The following is an 18,638-nucleotide window of genomic DNA, read 5'->3' on the forward strand; positions in this document are numbered from 1 at the left end:
GATGGGGCCCGGTGGGAAGGAGCCTCAGAAGCCCGCGCTGGAATGGGAGCTGATCGTGCCACCTTCGCGCCAGGCGGCGGTTCCCTTGCAGCGCTTGCAGACGCGCTCGCCGGACCATTCGCTCAGGAATTCCTCCTGACACCGCAGACACGAGCGGGTCTGGGGCGGCGGGGCGACGGGGGCATCGAGCTGGTCGCTGGGGGCAGAAACGGAACTCATAGAGGGGTCCTCTCGTATTGAAGTCCTGCAAGAGTCGAACCGTCGGCTGCGAACGGGTTCGGCGGGTCTACGCGAGAAACTGACGGCAGACCGACCCGGCGCCGGTTGGCGTCAGGAGAAGGCAGTCTTCCGGATCGGCGATCCACGCGACCCGGAAATCAGATGTGCAGCCATCGTGATATGGGGAGAGATTAATAATTTACTATGCGACAATTTGGATGATCGAAAGTTTATTGCCCGACGGACCCGAAACAGGGTCGTCAAAGCTCTTGCCGGGGGGCAGGGAGGGTCGGGTTTCGGTGTCGCCCGAAACTGTTGTCGGGCACTGCGTCCGACCTCTTGCCCCGGTCGGTCTCGACGGCCATGATCGCCCCTCTTTATCGCCACCCGTCGAGGACGGAACTCAATGAACGGCCCCAAGATGAACGGCGCGGAATCGCTGGTCCGCACGCTGGTCGCATCCGGCGTGGAAGTCTGCTTCACCAACCCCGGCACCTCGGAGATGCATTTCGTCGCCGCCCTCGATCATGTGGAGGGCATGCGCTGCGTCCTCGGCCTGTTCGAAGGCGTGGTGACCGGCATGGCCGACGGGTATGCCCGCATGGCGGACAAGCCCGCCTCCACGCTGCTGCATCTGGGCCCGGGCCTCGGCAACGGCATCGCCAACCTGCACAACGCCAAGAAGGCGTTTACGCCGATCGTCAACATCGTCGGCGAGCATGCGACCTATCACATCAAGTATGACGCGCCGCTGACCTCCGATATCGAGGGCATCGCTCGTCCGGTCTCCGGCTGGGTGAAGACCTCGGGCTCAGCGAAGGACGTGGCGGCGGACGGTGCGGCGGCGGTTGCCGCCTCCATGGGCCCTCCGGGCCAGATCGCCACGCTGATCCTGCCGGCGAACACCGCCTGGGACGAGTCCGACGGCCCGGCAGCGCCGGTGGCGCCCGCCGCCCGACCGGGTCCGGATGCCAACGCGGTGAAGGCCGCGGCCGAGGCGCTGATGTCCGGCAAGGAAACGCTGATCCACATGACCGGCGACGCCCTGCGCGCCGACCTGCTGGAGATCGCCGGACGCATTCAGACCAAGACGGGTTGCCGGCTGTCCTGCATGACCTCCAACGGCCGCTGGCAGCGCGGTGCCGGCCGGGTCGCGATCGAACGCATCCAGTACCCGGTCGACATCGCCCTCAAGCAGCTTGAGAGCGTGAAGAACCTGGTCCTGCTCGGCACCAAGGTGCCGGTGGCGTTCTTCGCCTATCCGGACAAGCCGAGCGTGCTGATTCCGGACGGCTGCAACGTGGTCGAGCTGGCCGATATCGCGGATGACCATCGGGCGGTGCTGACGGCGCTCTGCGACGAGCTCGACGCCTGGGGCTGCGAGCCGAAGCTGCAGGAGGCGAAGAAGCCGGATCTGATCACCGGCGGCGCCATCACCCCGGATTCGGTGGCGGCCGCGCTCGGCCGCTTCATACCGGAGAACGCCATCATTGCCGATGAGAGCGTGACCTCGGGCCGCGGCTTCATGCCGTACACCCAGGGGTCGGCGCCGCATGACTGGCTGTCGCTCACGGGCGGCGCTATCGGCATCGGCATGCCCTATGCGACCGGTGCGGCGATCGCCTGTCCCGACCGCAAGGTGATCTGCACCGAGGGCGACGGGTCGGGCATGTACACGCTGCAGGCGCTCTGGACTCAGGCGCGCGAGGGCTGCGACGTGGTGAACGTGATCTTCGCCAACCGCTCCTACGCGATCCTGCGTCACGAGCTGACCAATGTCGGCGCGCTGAATCCGGGCCGCAAGGCGATCGACATGCTAACCCTCGACCGGCCGGCCCTGGATTGGGTGGCGCTGGCCAAGGGCATGGGCGTGGACGGCGTGCGGGTCGACGACGCCGACGGCTTCAACAAGGCGCTGGCCCGCGCGGTGGAAGAGCCGGGGCCGCACCTGATCGAAGCGGTGATGTAAAGAAGGCGGGCTCGGGCGGTCATCGCGGCGGCCCGGGCCCTTCCACACACCCCGGACGAGCCCCGGGGCTGCTCAGGGTGAGGTCGGATCGGGCCTCACCCTTTTCATTTCCGATGCCCAAAGAAACAACGCACTCCCCGGCCGTGTGCCGAGACCTGCGCTTCCGGGAGACCTGTTGCCGCCAAATCTGGCGAAATGCCCTCAACCACGCTTATAGTCCTGATCCTTGCGTTGAAGGATAATCGCCGGATGCTGGATTCCTCCAAACTCGTCGACAGCGACAAGCTCGCCGCCTCCTATCTGGCGAGCGAGTTGAATTCCGGATCGACCCGCGTCTTCAACGTCGACCGCCTGCACCGGGCGATCATGGCGGAGGGGGCGCCGCGGGATGAGCACCTGTTCCGCCATGTCGAACTGCACCGGATCATCTTCATCAAGCAGGCGCTGATCGACTCCGACTACCAGAAGGAGCGGCACAACCGGATCGGTACCAAGCTGTACTTCGCCTTCAACGAGGACAATGCCTTCGAGGGCGGCAAGTCGATCTTCGCCGGCGATCCGCAGTTCGACGACGCGATGGCGTTCCAGCTCGGCTTCGACCGCAGCCGCAAGATGGCCGACTACATCCGCGACCGCGACATCATCCAGATCCTGGACAGCCTGCCCTCCCTCGACCCGTTCCTGATGCGCGACCGGCTCGAGGCCGAGGGGCTGAGCCCGCATCCCGGCTATTTCGAGATCGAGGAGGAGGAGTGGCGGCAGATCCGCGAGCATGTCATGCGTCGCTTCCGCCCGATCGTCGAGTTCGCCTTCGGCGGTGCCGACGCCACTAAGACCCAGGCGCGGTTGCGCTCGCTGGTGCAGAAGATCTGGGAAGCCAAGGACATGGAGGGGCTGAAGCCGATCCTCGATGCCATGGAGCTCTCGACCGAGGAGGCGCCCAAGGCGCTGCATGCCTGGAAGGGCGTGATCTATTACGACTACCGCCTGTCCAAGCTGGAGGGCCGGGTCCGGGAACTGGCGACCTGGCTGACCCATTCGGCGACGCCGACGGACATGGTGCCCTCGGGCAACCGCAAGATCCTGGAGGAGATCCGCGACGGGGTGCGCCACAAGGTGCGCGACCGCTGGCAGCGGGCCCGCAGCCGGCTGCTGGAATACAACGACGCCTATACCGCCCTGTTCGTCGAAAAGCGCAGCCCCGGCCCGTTCATCGCCTTCCTCGGCCATGCCTCCGACGTGTTCAACGAGCTGGGCGACGAGCTGTCCCGGCTGGACCACGCCTCGGAGGTGCGCCGCTTCATCACCGACCGGCATTTCGGCGGCCGCCTGAAATACGACCCGCTGCACGACCTGCTGTCGCTGATCTACCGGATATTGGATTAGGTCAACCAGGCCGGCCCGGGCGCTGGTGATCCCCGGGAACGGTTCTCGCGCCCGGCAGGCGCTTTCGCCGGACCCCGGTCGCCCCCATATGGGCCGCGGAGAGAAACGCGGCTAGGGAGACCACAATGGCGCCCGCGACGTCGGTGCTGTCGATGATCGGCAACACCCCGATGCTGGAACTCACCCACCTGGACACCGGACCCTGCCGGCTGTTCGTCAAGCTGGAGAACCAGAACCCGGCCGGCTCGATCAAGGACCGGATCGGCCTGTCCATCGTCGAGGCGGCCGAACGCGACGGCTCCCTGAAGCCGGGTGGCACCATCGTCGAGGCGACCGCCGGCAATACTGGGCTCGGTCTCGCCCTGGTCGCCGCCCAGAAGGGCTACCGCCTGGTTCTGGTGATTCCCGACAAGATGAGCGCCGACAAGATCCGCCACCTGCGCGCGCTGGGGGCGGAGGTCCGGCTGACCCGCTCCGACGTCCCCAAGGGCCATCCGGAATACTACCAGGACATGGCGGAGCGGATCGTGAAGGAGACGCCGGGCGCCTTCTGGGCGAGCCAGTTCGACAATCCGGCCAATCCGGCGGCCCACGAGACCACCACCGGGCCGGAGATCTGGGCGCAGATGGACGGCCAGGTGGACGCGCTGGTCGCCGGGGTCGGGTCCGGCGGCACGATCTCCGGCGCCGGCCGGTTCCTGAAGGCAAAGAACCCGGCCCTGAAGGTCGTGGTGGCCGACCCGGAAGGCTCGGTCGTCGCCCCGGCGGTGGAGACCGGCGAGGTGAAATACGAGGGCGGCTCCTGGCTGGTGGAGGGGATCGGCGAGGATTTCATTCCGCCGAACCTGGACCTGTCCGTGATCGACGACGGCGTGGTGGTGAGCGACGCCGAGGCCTTCTCCGCGGTAAACGAGCTGCTGCGCAGCGAGGGCATCCTGGGCGGCAGCTCGACCGGCACCCTGCTGGCCGGCGCGCTGAAATGGTGCCGCCGCCAGACCGAGCCGAAGAACGTCGTCACCTTCGTTTGCGACACCGGCAACAAGTATCTGTCCAAGGCCTTCGACCGGACCTGGCTGGTGGAGCAGGGGCTGACGCCGCGGGAGGACAGCGGCGACCTGCGCGACCTGATCATGTACCGCGCCGACCAGGGCCGGGTGATTTCCGTCGGTCCCGAGGACACGGTGAACACCGCCTATAACCGCATGCGGGCCAACGAGGTCAGCCAGGTGCCGGTGATGCAGGACGGCCGCCCCGTCGGCATTCTCGATGAGGAGGACATCCTGCTGGCGGTCTTCGACAAGCCGGAGGTGTTTCGCGAGCCGGTGTCCAAGCACATGACCGGACAGCTCGACGTGATCGCGGTCGACCGGCCGATCATCGAGGTGCTCGACCTGTTCCGGCGCAACGAGGTCGCGATGGTGATGGACGGGGACAGCTTCCTCGGCATGATCACGAAGGTCGACCTGATCAACCATATCCGCCGATCTGTCGGCTGACGAACGGAGCATTTTATGACCGATCCCAAGACAGCCGGGCGTAACCGTCCGGGTTTCGCCACCCGCGCCATCCATGCGGGGCAGAGCCCGGACCCGACCACCGGCGCGATCATGACGCCGATCTATGCGACCTCGACCTATGTGCAGGAGAGCCCGGGCGTCCATAAGGGCTTCGAGTATTCGCGCAGCCAGAACCCGACCCGCTTCGCCCTGGAGGCCTGCATCGCCGATCTGGAGAACGGCGAGAAGGGCTTCGCCTTCGCCTCGGGACTGGCGACGATCGGTACCGTGCTGGAGCTGCTGAACAGCGGCGACCACGTCATCGCCATGGATGATCTGTATGGCGGCAGCTACCGGCTGTTCGAGAATGTGCGGCGGCGCTCGTCGGGTCTCGATTTCAGCTTCGTCGACCTGTCCGACCTCTCCGCCCTGGAGGCCGCGGTCACGGAGAAGACCAGGATGATCTGGGTGGAGACCCCGACCAACCCGCTGCTGAAGCTGGTCGACCTCGCCGCCATCGCCGAGTTCGCCAAGAAGCACGACCTGATCACGGTCTGCGACAACACCTTCTGCTCACCCTATGTCCAGCGCCCGCTCGATCACGGCATCGACATCGTCATGCACTCCACCACCAAGTACCTGAACGGCCATTCCGACGTGGTCGGCGGCGTCGCCGTGGTGGCCGAGGGGCGGGAGAACTTGCGCGACAAGCTCGGGTTCCTGCAGAACGCGGTGGGCTCGATCGCCAGCCCGTTCGACAGTTTCCTGGTGCTGCGCGCGCTGAAGACCCTGCCGGTGCGCATGGAGCGGCACTGCGACAACGCCGAGCGGATCGCCGCCTTCCTGGAAGCCCATCCCAAGATCGAGAAAGTCTATTACCCCGGCCTGGCCAGCCACCCGCAGCACGATCTCGCCAAGCGGCAGATGATCCGGTTCGGCGGCATGGTGACGGCGGTGCTGAAGGGCGGGCTGGACGACGCCAGGGCGTTCCTGGAGCGCTGCGAGCTGTTCGCCCTGGCGGAGAGCCTTGGCGGGGTGGAGAGCCTGATCGAGCACCCGGCGATCATGACCCATGCCAGCGTGCCCAGGGAGATCCGCGAGGCGCTGGGCATCTCCGACGGACTGGTCCGCCTGTCGGTCGGCATCGAGGACGGAGACGACCTGATCGCGGAGCTGGAGACCGCGCTGGGCTGACCTTTCGGCTCGGCCCGGCACTTCGAAACGTCCCATCCCGGATCGAGCCCGGGATGGGGCTGCTCAGGGCGAGGGCATCACTCTAACGTTTCTCCATCGTCATTCCGGCGTCATCCCGGCGTCATCCCGGACGGCTCCGGACTTGATCCGGGGGCGGGCCGGGACCTCGTTCGGGCGCTCCGGCCTGATCCCGGCCGGTCTCCGGGTCAAGCCCGGACATCGCCGGGATGACGGGGAAGGAAGAAAGAAAAAGGGCGGGATCTCTCCCGCCCTTCGTCGTTTGCGATGGAAGAGGCCTGCGCCTCAGTTCTGGCCGCCGCCTCGGACCTGGGTGAGGAAGTTCTCCACCTCGCGGTCGAGCACTGAGGAATCCTCCGCCAGCAGGGTGGCCGAGCTGAGCACCTCTTCCGCCTGATGGCCGGTGTCGTTGGCCACCGTCGACACCATCTCGATGGTGCGGGTCACGTCGTCGGTGCCGGTCGCCGCCTCCTGACTGGAGCGGGCGATCTCCTGGGTCGACGCACCCTGCTCCTCCACCGCGCCGGCGATGGCGGTCACGTGGCCGTCGATCTCGCGGATCGCCTCGGAGACCTCGCGGATGGCGGTGACCGCGGCGGCCACGCCATCCTGCACCGATTTGATCTGGATGGTGATCTCCTCGGTCGCCTTGCCGGTCTGGCTGGCCAGCGACTTCACCTCCGACGCCACAACCGCGAAGCCCTTGCCGGCCTCGCCGGCCCGCGCCGCCTCGATGGTGGCGTTCAGCGCCAGCAGGTTGGTCTGCTCGGCGATGTCCTGGATCAAGGTGACGACCGTGCCGATCCGGTTGGTCGACTGCTCCAGCGTCTCCACCGTGCGGTTGGTGGCGTCCGCCTGGTCCGCGGCCACGCGGGCGCGGGCCGAGCTTTCGCTGACCTTGTTGGAGATCTCGACGATCGAGGCCGAGAGCTCCTCCGCCGCGGCGGCGACGGTCTGCACGTTGGACGAGGTCTGCTGGGCGGCCCCGACGCCGGCGGTCGAGCGCTCGCGCACGTCGCCGGCCCCGGCGGCCATCTTCTTCGCCGTGTCGGCCATGCCGCGCGAGGCGGTGCCCAGACGATCGACGATGCCCTTCACCCGGCTCTCGAACGCGTCGGCCAGCTCGACCCGCTGGCGCTGACGCTCCTCCGACGCCCGGCGCTCCGACTCGATCTGGTCGGCCCGCAGCCGTTCGACCTCCTTGGCGCTGTCGCGGAACACCTGAACCGTCCCGGCCATGGTGCTGATCTCGTCGGAGCCGGAGGTGTCGACTTCGACGTCCAGTTCGCCGTCGGCCAGGCGGCGCATGACGCCCGCCAAGCTGGTCAGCCGCCTGACCACACCGCGCCAGACCACGATCAGCCCGATCAGGATCGCGGCCACGACACTGGCGGCCGCCAGGGCCAGGATCATCATCCGGCTCTCGTTGATGGTCTGCTTGGCGGCGTCGGCGGTCGCGTGCGCGCTCTCCGTCGCGGCGTCGACCATCTGGGCGACGGCCGTTCCGAAGGCGCCGGACACGTCCCGGGCCCGGGCCAGGGCGGCATCGGCATCGTTTTCGGCCATGAGCATCGCCTTGCGTCGCTCGAACACGCCGTCGTCGTCGTTGCCGAGTTCCAGGATGGCATTCAGGCTCGGAAGCAGGCCGCTCAGCCGCTCGATCCCGGACGCCTCCTTCTGGATATCCGTCAGCATGGTCAGGGCCATCGCGAACTCGAGGCTGATGCTGTCCAGGTGCCGCTCGGATTCGGCGCCGGCCGCGGCGTTCAGCGTGCCGATGATCAGGTTGGACGTGGCCGCGGCCTCCAGCATCAGCTGGAACTCGCGCACATCGTCCTGCACCAGGCCACCGATCAGCTTGCGCGAGCCGATGGCCAGATCGCGCCCGGCGAAGGCCATGTTGCGCTGTGCCTCGCCGACCAGCGGGTTGACCGACTTCTCGAACGCCTCGGCGATCGCCGGCAGGGCGGCGTCGAGTTCCTCGCGCTGCCGCTGGACCGCGTCGAACTGCTCCGGGGTCAGCTCGACCCAGTTGATCTCCTTGCGGCGGATCTCGAAGGCCGAGTCCTCGCCGGTGCCACGCGCGATCAGCTCCAGGGCGGCGTCGCGGAAGCGGTTGCCGTCCTCGGTATCCGGGGCACTGGTCACCGAGTATTGCATCTCGGTGGCGAGATCCTTGAACTTCGCCTCCTCGCGGGCGAGCAGTTCCAGGTCCACCGTGCTGGCGACCCGGGCCAGCATGCCGAGCATCTTCTGGCCGGTGCCCGCCAGGGTCAGGATGTCCTTGAGCGCCGTCATGTGGGTGCCGAGCAGCTCGCCCACCGTGGAGGTGGTCGCCTCGATCGCCTCTTCGCCGGTCTTCACCATCCGCTCGCTGGCTTCGGCGATCATCGGCTGTACGTCGTTCTGGAACTGGTTGTTCACCTCGGAGACGTTCTGAATGGCCTGGCCGAGCCTGGCCTTGGCATCGACCCGGCGCAGGACCGCGGAGTCGAGATCGGTCATCGCCTGGGACAGGGTGTCGGCGAGCTCCGTCAGGGCGGAGACGTCGGCGCCGGTGGTCTGCAGATCCTGCAGGCGCGCTGCCAGTTCCTGCTGTTTGGTGGCGAGCTCGTCGCGAATGGCCTGACGTTCCTCGTCGGTCTTGGCCGACACCAGGCTCGGCGCGGCGGCGGCAACGGCGGAGCTGCTGGCGGCGAGCTCGAGGCTGCTGGTCACCGCCGGCATCGCCTCGTCGGTGACGATGGTCAGGGTGCTCTCGACGTTGGAAAAGGCAAACCAGGCGACGCCGGCCGTCAGGACGGTCAGAAGGGTTGTCGCCGCGAACGCCGTGCCCAACCGGCCGGCGATGCCGAAGCCCCCGGTCTTGCCGGGCGCGCTCTGCTGCGACTCGTCGGTGCCGGAGGAATTTTCACTGTCGAGCTGTGCCGTTCCCGTAACGGACATAAATCAACTCCTAATGGGGTCTGAATGGCTGAATAACCGTAGGTTGGAAGAATTAATAAAGGATTACGAAGCAGGATGGGGAGCACAATAATGAATGGTATTTTACTGAAATTTAGACGGCTTTCTGTTGCTCTTGTGTTTCTTCTCGGCGCCGCCAACGCGTCACAGGCGGATCAGACCGATCCGCGCCTGGATGCGCTGTTCGAGAAGCTTAGGATTGCTGAAGTTTTCTCAATCGCGCATGCGACCGAGCAGCAGATCTGGATCATCTGGCACGAGGCGCCCGAGATTCCGGAAGTGGCGGAAATCATGGAAGATGGCCTGCAATCAATGCGGGAGTCCCGGCTCGGGGACGCGCTGGAGGCCTTTGACAAGGCGGTGCGGCGCGCGCCCACCTTTGCCGAAGCGTGGAACAAGCGGGCGACGATCAACTTCCTGCTCGGCGACTATCCCGCGTCGATCGCCGATGTCCGGCAGACCCTTGCGCTGGAGCCGCGACATTTTGGCGCGCTGTCCGGACTCGGCCTGATCAACCTCAAGCTCGACCGCAAGGCCGACGCCCTGGCGGCCTTCGAGGCGGCGCTGGAGATCCACCCCTTCCTGCCGGTCCGCTTCGAGATCGACGCCCTGCGCAAGGCGGTGGAGGGCGAGAAGATCTGAGCGGGGTGGCCGCTCACCGGCACATGCGCTTGACCGCGGCGAGCTGGGCCGCGTCGAGGCCCGGGCCGGTGCCGGTCTGCGCCTCGGCGAACAGGGCGGCCCGGTCGGCCGAGCCGGGATGGGTTTCGATCAGGGTCAGCAGTGCCCCGACCGTGCCGCCGATCTCGCGCTCATGCAGGCGCTCGAAGAAGGCCTGTCCACCGTCCGAGCGGATGTCGTTGTCGCGCATCAGGTCCAGGGCCGTATGGTCGGCCCGGTCCTCCTGGTCGCGGGTATAGCGCGCGTTGAGCAGCGCGCCGGTCAGGCTCGAGGCGATCGAGCCCGCCGCCTCCTGCCCGAACAGCAGGGCGAGGAGGAGGCTCACCCCCTCCCGGCGGATCCACCCGGTCATCGGATCGCGGTGCACGACATGGGAGATCTCGTGCGCCAGGACAGCGGCGATCTCCGAGCCGTCGCGGCTTGCCTCGATCAGCCCGCTGGTCAGGACCACCCGTCCTCCCGGCAGGGCGAAGGCGTTCACCACGTCCCAGTCGATCACCGTGAGCTGCGGTGTCGGGATTCCGGCCGCGCCGGCGAGCCGTCGGGACAGGGCGTCGAGCGCGGCGAGGCCCTCGGTGCCGTCGCAGCGCGGATGGGAGGCGGCGAGCTGCTCGATGGCCTGATCGGAGGAGGCCGCCCCGGTATCGGCCGGGAGCAGATGGGCGGCGACGCCGCTGAGGGGCGCCAGGGCGACGAGGGCGAGGACCAGGACCGCGACCGTGGCACCGATGGCGAGGGCCGCGCTGGGGCGGCGGGCGAGACCGAGGACCTGCTGTCCGGAGCGCCGCTCGTCGCCCGACGCCCGCGAGAGGATCGTGCGGGCATGGGCCGGCAGATCGGGTGTCAGGCGGGCGTCCTGGGCGTCGAGCATGGCGAAGACCATGTCCTCGCCGGCCGAGGCGGGCCGGTACACCTTGCTCCAGGGCCACAGCAGAGGGCATTGCGGCGCCGCGGCCAAGGCGTCCGCCGGCAGGATGCGCAGGCCCGTCTCCTCCACCAGAATCGCGACCCGATGGTCGGCCCCGGTCACGCCGTCGAGCAGCAGGGCATTGCCCACCGGACCGGCGCGGTTGTCAGGCGATGTCGAAGTCACCGGCCAGTCCCTCTCCGCCGAATGCACTGTCGTCGTCCCCGACCTGTCGCAGGCCGGCCGGGTCGGGCATGCCGTAGACGACCACCTTGTCGGCGAGGTAGCGGATCTTGCGCTCCCAGGTGAGGGGCGCGAGCAGTCCCAGGGAAATGCCGATCAGCAGCCAGTTGCCGAAGGTCAGCCAGGCCATGTCCGCCGCGCTTCCGCTGAACCGGATCCGGGTCGGGCCGACCGAGGACAGGTTGCAGATCAGCCGCCAGAAGGCGACGCGGTAGATCGAGAGCATGTACAGCACGACCCAGAAGACGGCGAGACCGAAGCCGATCATGGCGAGATAGAAGAACGTCTCGCTGCCGGAGATGGCGACGATCCCGATGAGCCAGAACCAGGCCACGAACCCTGCAATCGCCATCAGGGCCAGCCCGATCCAGATCCCGATCCAGGTCGGGAACAGGGCCCAGACCCCGCCCCGATAGCTTCCCTTCAACCCGCCGATATTCAGGGTGTTGAGGATGGTGTTGGCCCGGTAGAGGTCGACCACCGGCTTCAGGAGCCAGCCGGAGAAGACGATCATCGCCGCCGAGGCGGCCGCCACGATGAGGTAGCTCCCGACCGGATGCTCGATCCGGCCACGGATGCCGCGCCAGCGTGTGCGGGAGATCCGGTAGCGCCAGCTCAGAAAGCGGCCCATCTCGATGAGCATGAGCACGGCGATGAGGTAGACGAGGTCGACCGTCTCGACCGTTCCGGCATCCACGGTCGGCATCTCGCGCTGCAGGCCGAGCTCGATCAGCATGAAGATGATGCCCAGCGGCAGCAGGATCACCAGGAACACCCGCACGAATCCGAGGAAGATCTCCAGGCCGGTGCCGGTGTATTCGAGCGGCCGACCCGCGAACCGGATCCGCCGCCACAGGATCTGCCGCATGATCGTGATCGCCCAGAACCGGTAGAGGCCCAGCGTGAGGATCATCAGCGCGACGTTGATGACGTGCCGCCGGATCAGGGGCCACGAGCCGCCTTCGGTGTATTCCAGCGTGGAGACGGTGGCGGAACCCGGCGGCGGCGCGCCTCGGTCGTATTGGGGGACGGACAAAACGGTCCTCGGCCTCGGTTTGAAATTTCGCCGACTATCGCAGGTCGGGCGCGACGGCTCCACCGTAGCAATTCGCACGTCGGCACGAGATCCTGCGTCCCGAGACCGGTTGCCGCCCGCTGCGGCGCGGCTATGCTGGCGCCGGTCACGAATGGAGGCATGCATGGCGCGATACGATCTGGTGGTGCGGGGCGGCGAGGTGTTCACCCCGTCCGGACTGGAACGGGTGGATCTCGGGGTTACGGGCGGCAAGATCACCGCGATCGGCGATCTGGCGACGGCGGAGGCGGGCGAGGTGGTCGACGCGTCCGGCCTGACCGTGCTGCCCGGCGTGATCGACACCCAGGTGCATTTCCGCGAGCCCGGCCTGGAGCACAAGGAAGACATCCACCACGGCACCCGGGCCGCCGCCAAGGGCGGGGTCACCGCGATCTTCGAGATGCCGAACACCTCGCCGCTGACCCTCACGGAGGTCGAGCTGAACGACAAGCTCGCCCGCTCCAAGGGGCGCGCCTGGTGCGACCACGCCTATTTCGTCGGCGCGGCGGAAGAGAATTTCCACCTGCTGGAAGAGCTGGAGCTGGCGCCGGGCTGCGCCGGGGTGAAGGTTTTCATGGGCTCGTCCACCGGCTCGCTGCTGGTCGAGAAGGACGAGCTGCTGGCCAAGGTGCTGGCCGCCGGCCGCCGCCGGGTCGCCGTCCATGCCGAGGACGAGGACATGCTGCGCGAGCGTCAGCACATCGCCAAGGAGGCGGGCCACCCCCGCGCCCATCCGGTCTGGCGCTCGCCGGAATGCGCCCTGAAGGCGACCCAGCGGATCGTCCGTTTGGGCCGGGCCGCCGGCCGTCCGGTGCATGTGCTGCACATCACCTCGGCCGAGGAGATGGAATTCCTGGCCGAGAACAAGGACGTGGCCACGGTCGAGACCACCCTGAACCACCTGACCATGGCGGCGCCGGAATGCTACGAGCGGCTCGGCTCGCTGGCGCAGATGAACCCGCCCGTGCGCGAGCAGCATCACCAGGACGCTTTGTGGCGGGCGATCGCCGACGGCACGGTCGATGTCATCGGCTCCGACCACGCGCCGCACACCCTGGAGGAGAAGCAGCGTCCCTATCCGTCGAGCCCGTCCGGCATGCCCGGCGTGCAGACCCTGCTGCCGCTGCTGCTCGACCACATGAATGCCGGCCGGCTGACCCTGGCCCGGCTGGTCGACCTGACCTCGGCCGGTCCGCACCGGATCTACGGCATCGCCGGCAAGGGTCGCATCGCCAAGGGCTGGGATGCCGACCTGACCCTGGTCGACCTGAAGGCCAAACGCGAGATCACCAACAAGTGGATCGCCAGCAAGTGCGGCTGGACCCCGTTCGACGGCAAGACCGTCACCGGCTGGCCGATCGCCACCCTGGTGCGCGGCAACGTGGTGATGCGCGACGAGGAACTGGTCGGCGAGGCGGTGGGCGAGCCGGTGCGCTTCTGGTCCAGCCTGCAGAAGGGGTGAGCATGGCCGACGACACCTTTGCCGAGGGCGGCTGCACCTGCCGGTCGGTGCGCTACCGGCTCAAGCGCAAGCCGATGTTCGTGCATTGCTGCCACTGCACCTGGTGCCAGCGCGACAGCGGCACGGCCTTCGCGTTGAACGCTCTGATCGAGACGGCGGAGATGGAGGTGATCTCCGGCACGTTGGAGGCGGTGGACACCCCGACCGAGAGCGGTAAGGGGCAGATCTTCATGCGCTGCCCGACCTGCCTGGCGACCCTGTACAGCCATTATGCCGGGGCGGGGAAGTCGGTCGCCTTCGTGCGGGTCGGGACGCTGGACGAACCGGCCCGGGTGCCGCCGGACATCCACATCTTCACCCGCTCCAAACTGCCCTGGGTCGGACTGCCGGAGGGGGCGCTGGTGATGGAGGGGTTCTATGCCTACCGGGAGCACTGGCCCGAAGAGAGCTTTGCGCGGCTGAAGGCGGCCCGTCAGGGATAGGCCGACCCTATTCCCTCGGTCCGCCCGATTTCTTCGGCTTGTCCTCGTCCGGCAGCAGGATGCGCTCGGCCGCCCCGTCGAGATCCTCGAACTGGCCCGACCGCAGGGCCCACAGGAAGGCGACGAGGCCGATCAGGCCGAGTACCAGGGCGGCCGGGATCAGGATCGACAGGACGGTCATACGCGGGCTCCCAGCGCCGGGGTGAGGGGAGTCCTGATGTCGTCCCGGGCGGCGGATCCTGCAACCCCGGACCGGCGCTCCGGCAGGGCGAGACGCAGAGCGTTGGCCACCACGACGATCGAGGAGGCCGACATGGCGATCGCCGCGAAGAGCGGGGTCGCATAGCCGGCGATGGCCAGCGGAATGGCGATGGCGTTGTAGACGATGGCCAGTCCGAAATTCTCCAGAATCAGCCGCCGCGCCTTGCGGGCGACCGCGATGGCGGTCGGGATGGCGCCCATGTCCTCGCTCAGGAAGACGATGCCGGCGGCCGTGCGGCTGACATCGGAGGCGGCACTCGGCGCCATGGAGACGTCGGCGGCGGCCAGGGCCGGGGCGTCGTTCAGCCCGTCGCCGATCATGAGCACCCGATGGCCGTCGCCCTGCAACGCGTGGATCGCCGCGATCTTGCCGGCCGGCGTGGCGCGGGCGGTCCAGCTCTCCAGGTTGAGCCGGGCGGCGGTCTCGGCGACCTTGGCCTCGCCGTCGCCGGACAGCAGGGTCGGGGCCAGGCCGAGGCGGATCAGGGTCGCGACCGCGCCGTCCGCACCCGGACGCGGCCGGTCGAGCAGATCGAAGGCGGCGGCCAGCGCGCCGTCGCAGGACAGCGCCGGCGCGCCCCGCCGGTCGACGGAGAGCGCGGCGAAGGCCTCCGCGGACAGGGCCCAGTCAGGGCGGCCGAGGCGCCAGGTCCGGCCGTCGATGACGCCTTCGATGCCGTGGCCGGCATGTTCGGTCACGCGATCCGGGGCGATGGGGGTGGCAGGCGCGGCCGCCGCGATGGCCTGGGCCACCGGATGCCGGCTATGCCGGGCGAGGGCGGCGGCGACCGACAGGGTGCCGTCAGCAAGCTGCTCAAGCGCGCGCGGGTCCACGGTCGGGGTGGTCAGCGTGCCGGTCTTGTCCAGCACCACCCGGTCCACGGTGGCCAGCGTCTCCAGCGCCCCGCCGTCGCGCAGCAGGATGCGGTGCTTCAGCAGCCGTCCGGCAGCGACGACCTGCACGATCGGGGCGGCGAGGCCCAGGGCGCAAGGGCAGGTGATGATCAGCACGGCGATGGCGGTGGTCAGGGCGTGGTGCAGCCCGCCGCCGGCCGCCCACCAGCCGAGGAAGGTGGCCGCCGCGATCAGATGCACGGCAGGGGCGTAGACCGCGGCCATCCGGTCGGCCAGACGGCTCAGCGCCGGCCGCGCGGTCTCCGCCGCCTCCAGCATGGAGCGCATCTCGCCCAGGAAGGACGCGTGGCCGGCCCGCGTGGCGGTCAGTTTCAGCGGCCCGTCGACCACCATGGCGCCCGCCACGACCGTTTCGCCCGGAGCCAGCTCGACCGCGTCGCTTTCGCCGGTGACGACCGAGAGATCGACCCGCACGCCCCTTGAAACCACGGTGCCGTCCACCGGCACCCGGTCGCCGGAGGCGACCAGCACGGTCATGTCGGCCGCGACCTCGGAGACCGGGGTCCAGGCGGTGGTGCCGTCGGCGGCGACGACCACCGCCCCGCGCGGCGTCGTCCGGTCGAGGGTCTTCAGGGCCGCACCGGCGCGGGACCGCATCACGTAGTCGAGCGTGCGGCCGATCAGCAGGAAGAACAGCAGGGTGACCGAGGCGTCGAAATAGGCATGCGCTCCGCCGGTCAGGGTTTCGTGCAACGACAGACCCACCGCGAGGATCACGGCGAGCGAGATCGGCACGTCCATGTTGAGCCTGCCCGCCTTCAGGGCGTGCAGCGCCGGGGCGAAGAACGGCCGGCCGGCGACGGCGACAGCCGGAATGGCGATGGCGGCGGAGATCCAGTGGAACAGGTCGCGGGTCGCGTCGTCCGCTCCCGACCAGATGGAGACCGACAGCAGCATGACGTTGCCGGCGGCGAAGCCGGCGACCGCCAGGGCAATGAACAGGCGGCGCAAGACCGGGTCCGGCCCGCTCTCGGCCTCGTCCAGCAGTCCGGCCCGGTAGCCGGCATGGTCGAGGGCGGTGAAGACGGCGTCCGCGTCGACGGCGTCGCGCGGCCATTTCACCGTGACGAACCGCCCGGCGAGATTGACCCGCGCGTCGGTCACCCCGTCGACCGCGCCCACAGCCTTTTCGATGGCGGAGATGCAGGCGGCGCAATGGGCGTCCGGCACGGCGAGGCGTGTGGCGACCAGCCCGTCGCCCAGATCGTGGGATGCGTCCAGCAACTCACGCCGATCCGGCCGCTGGGCCTGGCCCGGCACCGAAAGCGAGGCGGAGGCGGCGCAGCAGGACATGTCACTTGCCTTCGCTCAGGGAGAACCGGGTCTCGTAGCGCCAGACCCGGCCACCGGCCAGCTTGAGGGCGACGTCGGCGACCCAGAGGCCGTCGGCGAGGGCGTCGGGCATGCTGACGGTGCCGCTCGGCGCGGCCGGGACGTCGATCAGCCGGTCCTCGGTGCGGGTGACCGGGCGACCGATCCGCACCGTCCCGCCGAGGATCGCAACACCCTGTCCGTCGGCGTCCGTGAGGGTCAGGGAGAGCTGGTCGTCGGCCTGCAAGAAGGCCAGCTCGTAGCCCAGGGCCTGCTGCACGCGGGCGGCGGCGACGCGTTCGTTGAAGCGCTGGCTCTCCACGTAGGAGTTGGCGACGACGAGGCCCGGCCATGTGCCGGCGGCCAGGGTCGCCATGGTCACGTTCACCGCGATGATCAGGCCGAAGAACGACAGCAGGATCAGGAAGACGTGGCGGCCGGTCAGTTTGAACGATCCGTCGGTCCGGGACGTGTCACTCATCGCGCTGCTCCATTGTCGAAGATCGCATCGTATTCCGCCCGCTCCGAACCCGCACTGTCGCGGACGCGGAAGCGGAACGGGGTCTGCTGGCCGTCGAGGCCCTCGGGATCGGCGATCACGAAGATCCGCTGGGCGCGCAGGCTGTCCGGGTCGATATCGAGGAAGATCGCCTGCCGCGGGTCGTCCTTCTCCAGCGGCATGATCATGGCCCCCTGGGGGAAGTCCTCGATGGTCAGCAGCACCGTCCGGCGCTCCGGCATCATGTTGAGGATCTTCACGGTGTATCCGTTTCGCACGGTGCCGTCCGACAGCCGCACGGAGACCGGGTTGCGGTCGTGCAGCACGTTGATCTCCAGCCGGTCGCGGGTGGTCAGCATGACCAGCATGCCGAGGCCGATCAGCGCCCAGATGGCGAAGTAGATCATCGTGCGCGGGCGCAGGATCGAGCGCAGGGTGGTGTGCTCGACCTCCGGCGCGATGCCGCCGTCGGCGGTGTGGACGCGCGCCGGGTCGACCGTACCGTCGGCGAGCTGCGCCAGCTTCATGTTGTGATTGTAGGACGCCAGCGTGGAGTAGGAGATCAGGCCCTTGGGCTGTCCGATCTTCTCCATCACCCCGTCGCAGGCGTCGATGCACAGCGCGCAGGTGATGCATTCGAGCTGCTGGCCGTCTCGGATGTCGATGCCCATCGGGCAGACCGCGACGCAGGCGTTGCAGTCGATGCAGTCGCCCACCGTGGCGCCGGCGGCCTGCTGAACCTTGCGGTGCCGCGAGCGCGGCTCGCCGCGCCAGACGTTGTAGGTCACGGTCAGCGAATGCTCGTCCAGCATCGCTGCCTGGATCCGCGGCCACGGGCACATATAGGTGCAGAGCTGCTCGCGCATCAGCCCGCCGAGCGAATAGGTCGTGAAGGTCAGCACGGCGATGGTGCCGTAGGCGACCGTCGGGGCGGTGCCGGTGAACACGTCCATGAAAAGGGTCGGCGCGTCGGCGAAATAGAAGATCCAGGCGCCGCCGGTCGCCACGGCGATCAACAGCCAGATCGTGTGCTTGCTGACCCGCTTGGCGGCCTTCGACGGGCTCATGGGCTCCTTGTCGAGGCGGATGCGCTTGTTGCGGTCGCCTTCGATGAACCGCTCGACCACCAGGAACAGGTCGACCCAGACGGTCTGCGGGCAGGTATAGCCGCACCAGGCGCGGCCGACCGAGGAGGTGACCAGGAACAGGCCGAGCGCCGCCATCAGCAGCAGGCCGGCCACATAGTAGAATTCCTGCGGCCAGATCTCGATCCAGAAGAAGTAGAAGCGGCGGTTGTACAGGTCGATCAGCACCGCCTGATCCGGAGCGAACTCGCCCCGGTCCCAGCGGATCCACGGGGTGATGTAGTAGATGCCCAGGGTGATCAGCATCACCAGCCACTTGAAGCGGCGGAAGGTGCCTTCCGCGCGCTTCGGGTGGATCTTCTTGCGTGGCGCATAGAGCGGCTGCTGCTGGTCGCGACGGTTGACCGGCTCGACATCGAATTGCTCGAGGCCGCTCCCTGCCGTGCCATTCTGGTCAACCGTCGTCATCGG

Annotated in this window: 15 protein-coding genes; 7 read left to right on the forward strand and 8 right to left on the reverse strand. The window is 68.2% G+C overall.

From position 1 onward, the window contains the following. Positions 1–24: 24 nt before the first annotated feature. Positions 25–219, reverse strand: a complete 195-nt coding sequence (locus BLS34_RS14165; RefSeq protein WP_028793582.1) for a hypothetical protein — start codon at positions 217–219, stop codon at positions 25–27. 406 nt (positions 220–625) lie between these two features. Here BLS34_RS14165 and BLS34_RS14170 point away from each other — a divergent pair, with 406 nt between their 5' ends. From BLS34_RS14170 to BLS34_RS14185, 4 genes are all read left to right on the forward strand, one after another. Next, on the forward strand, positions 626–2,188 hold the full coding sequence (locus tag BLS34_RS14170; protein ID WP_245701980.1) for an acetolactate synthase large subunit: 1,563 nt from the start codon (positions 626–628) through the stop codon (positions 2,186–2,188). A 249-nt stretch (positions 2,189–2,437) separates the two neighbouring features. Next, positions 2,438–3,574 (forward strand): hypothetical protein, encoded by a 1,137-nt coding sequence (locus tag BLS34_RS14175; protein ID WP_028793584.1) that lies wholly within the window; start codon positions 2,438–2,440, stop codon positions 3,572–3,574. A gap of 125 nt (positions 3,575–3,699) precedes the next feature. Then, positions 3,700–5,070, forward strand: coding sequence for a pyridoxal-phosphate dependent enzyme (locus tag BLS34_RS14180; protein WP_093151222.1), 1,371 nt, complete (start codon positions 3,700–3,702; stop codon positions 5,068–5,070). 15 nt (positions 5,071–5,085) lie between these two features. Continuing rightward, on the forward strand, positions 5,086–6,264 hold the full coding sequence (locus BLS34_RS14185; RefSeq protein ID WP_093151224.1) for a cystathionine gamma-synthase: 1,179 nt from the start codon (positions 5,086–5,088) through the stop codon (positions 6,262–6,264). A 303-nt stretch (positions 6,265–6,567) separates the two neighbouring features. On the opposite strand, the gene BLS34_RS14190 is transcribed toward BLS34_RS14185, so the two are convergent. Continuing rightward, positions 6,568–9,228: a methyl-accepting chemotaxis protein gene (locus tag BLS34_RS14190; protein WP_093151226.1), complete on the reverse strand. Its 2,661-nt coding sequence runs from the start codon at positions 9,226–9,228 to the stop codon at positions 6,568–6,570. A gap of 90 nt (positions 9,229–9,318) precedes the next feature. Here BLS34_RS14190 and BLS34_RS14195 point away from each other — a divergent pair, with 90 nt between their 5' ends. Beyond that, on the forward strand, positions 9,319–9,888 hold the full coding sequence (locus tag BLS34_RS14195; protein WP_093151229.1) for a tetratricopeptide repeat protein: 570 nt from the start codon (positions 9,319–9,321) through the stop codon (positions 9,886–9,888). Positions 9,889–9,901: 13 nt separating this feature from the next. Here the strand turns inward: BLS34_RS14195 and BLS34_RS14200 are convergent, their stop codons facing one another. Together BLS34_RS14200 and BLS34_RS14205 are read right to left on the reverse strand one after the other, a co-directional pair. Continuing rightward, on the reverse strand, positions 9,902–11,020 hold the full coding sequence (locus tag BLS34_RS14200; protein ID WP_139189329.1) for a M48 family metallopeptidase: 1,119 nt from the start codon (positions 11,018–11,020) through the stop codon (positions 9,902–9,904). Next, positions 11,001–12,113, reverse strand: a complete 1,113-nt coding sequence (locus BLS34_RS14205; protein WP_028793589.1) for a DUF898 family protein — start codon at positions 12,111–12,113, stop codon at positions 11,001–11,003. The genes BLS34_RS14200 and BLS34_RS14205 overlap by 20 nt, the downstream gene beginning before the upstream one ends. A 163-nt stretch (positions 12,114–12,276) precedes the next feature. On the opposite strand from BLS34_RS14205, the gene BLS34_RS14210 reads away from it, so the two are divergent. Continuing rightward, positions 12,277–13,614, forward strand: coding sequence for a dihydroorotase (locus tag BLS34_RS14210; protein WP_093151237.1), 1,338 nt, complete (start codon positions 12,277–12,279; stop codon positions 13,612–13,614). Positions 13,615–13,616: 2 nt separating this feature from the next. Next, positions 13,617–14,096 (forward strand): GFA family protein, encoded by a 480-nt coding sequence (locus BLS34_RS14215; protein ID WP_038013780.1) that lies wholly within the window; start codon positions 13,617–13,619, stop codon positions 14,094–14,096. 7 nt (positions 14,097–14,103) lie between these two features. Here BLS34_RS14215 and ccoS read toward each other — a convergent pair whose 3' ends face one another. From ccoS to ccoG, 4 genes are read right to left on the reverse strand one after another with little or no spacing between them, the layout of a single operon-like run. Further along, positions 14,104–14,277, reverse strand: a complete 174-nt coding sequence (ccoS, locus tag BLS34_RS14220; RefSeq protein ID WP_093151238.1) for a cbb3-type cytochrome oxidase assembly protein CcoS — start codon at positions 14,275–14,277, stop codon at positions 14,104–14,106. Continuing rightward, complete coding sequence (locus BLS34_RS14225; protein ID WP_093151241.1) at positions 14,274–16,565, reverse strand: heavy metal translocating P-type ATPase; 2,292 nt, start codon at positions 16,563–16,565, stop codon at positions 14,274–14,276. Before BLS34_RS14225 ends, ccoS begins: the two co-directional genes overlap by 4 nt. A 1-nt stretch (position 16,566) precedes the next feature. Further along, positions 16,567–17,064, reverse strand: coding sequence for a FixH family protein (locus tag BLS34_RS14230; protein ID WP_051244194.1), 498 nt, complete (start codon positions 17,062–17,064; stop codon positions 16,567–16,569). Then, a complete protein-coding gene (ccoG, locus tag BLS34_RS14235) occupies positions 17,061–18,635 on the reverse strand; it encodes a cytochrome c oxidase accessory protein CcoG (protein WP_028793594.1) in 1,575 nt (524 codons plus the stop codon). Before ccoG ends, BLS34_RS14230 begins: the two co-directional genes overlap by 4 nt. Positions 18,636–18,638: the final 3 nt, after the last annotated feature.

Origin of the sequence: Thalassobaculum litoreum DSM 18839 (genome assembly GCF_900102465.1) — a bacterium.
Lineage (GTDB): Bacteria > Pseudomonadota > Alphaproteobacteria > Thalassobaculales > Thalassobaculaceae > Thalassobaculum > Thalassobaculum litoreum.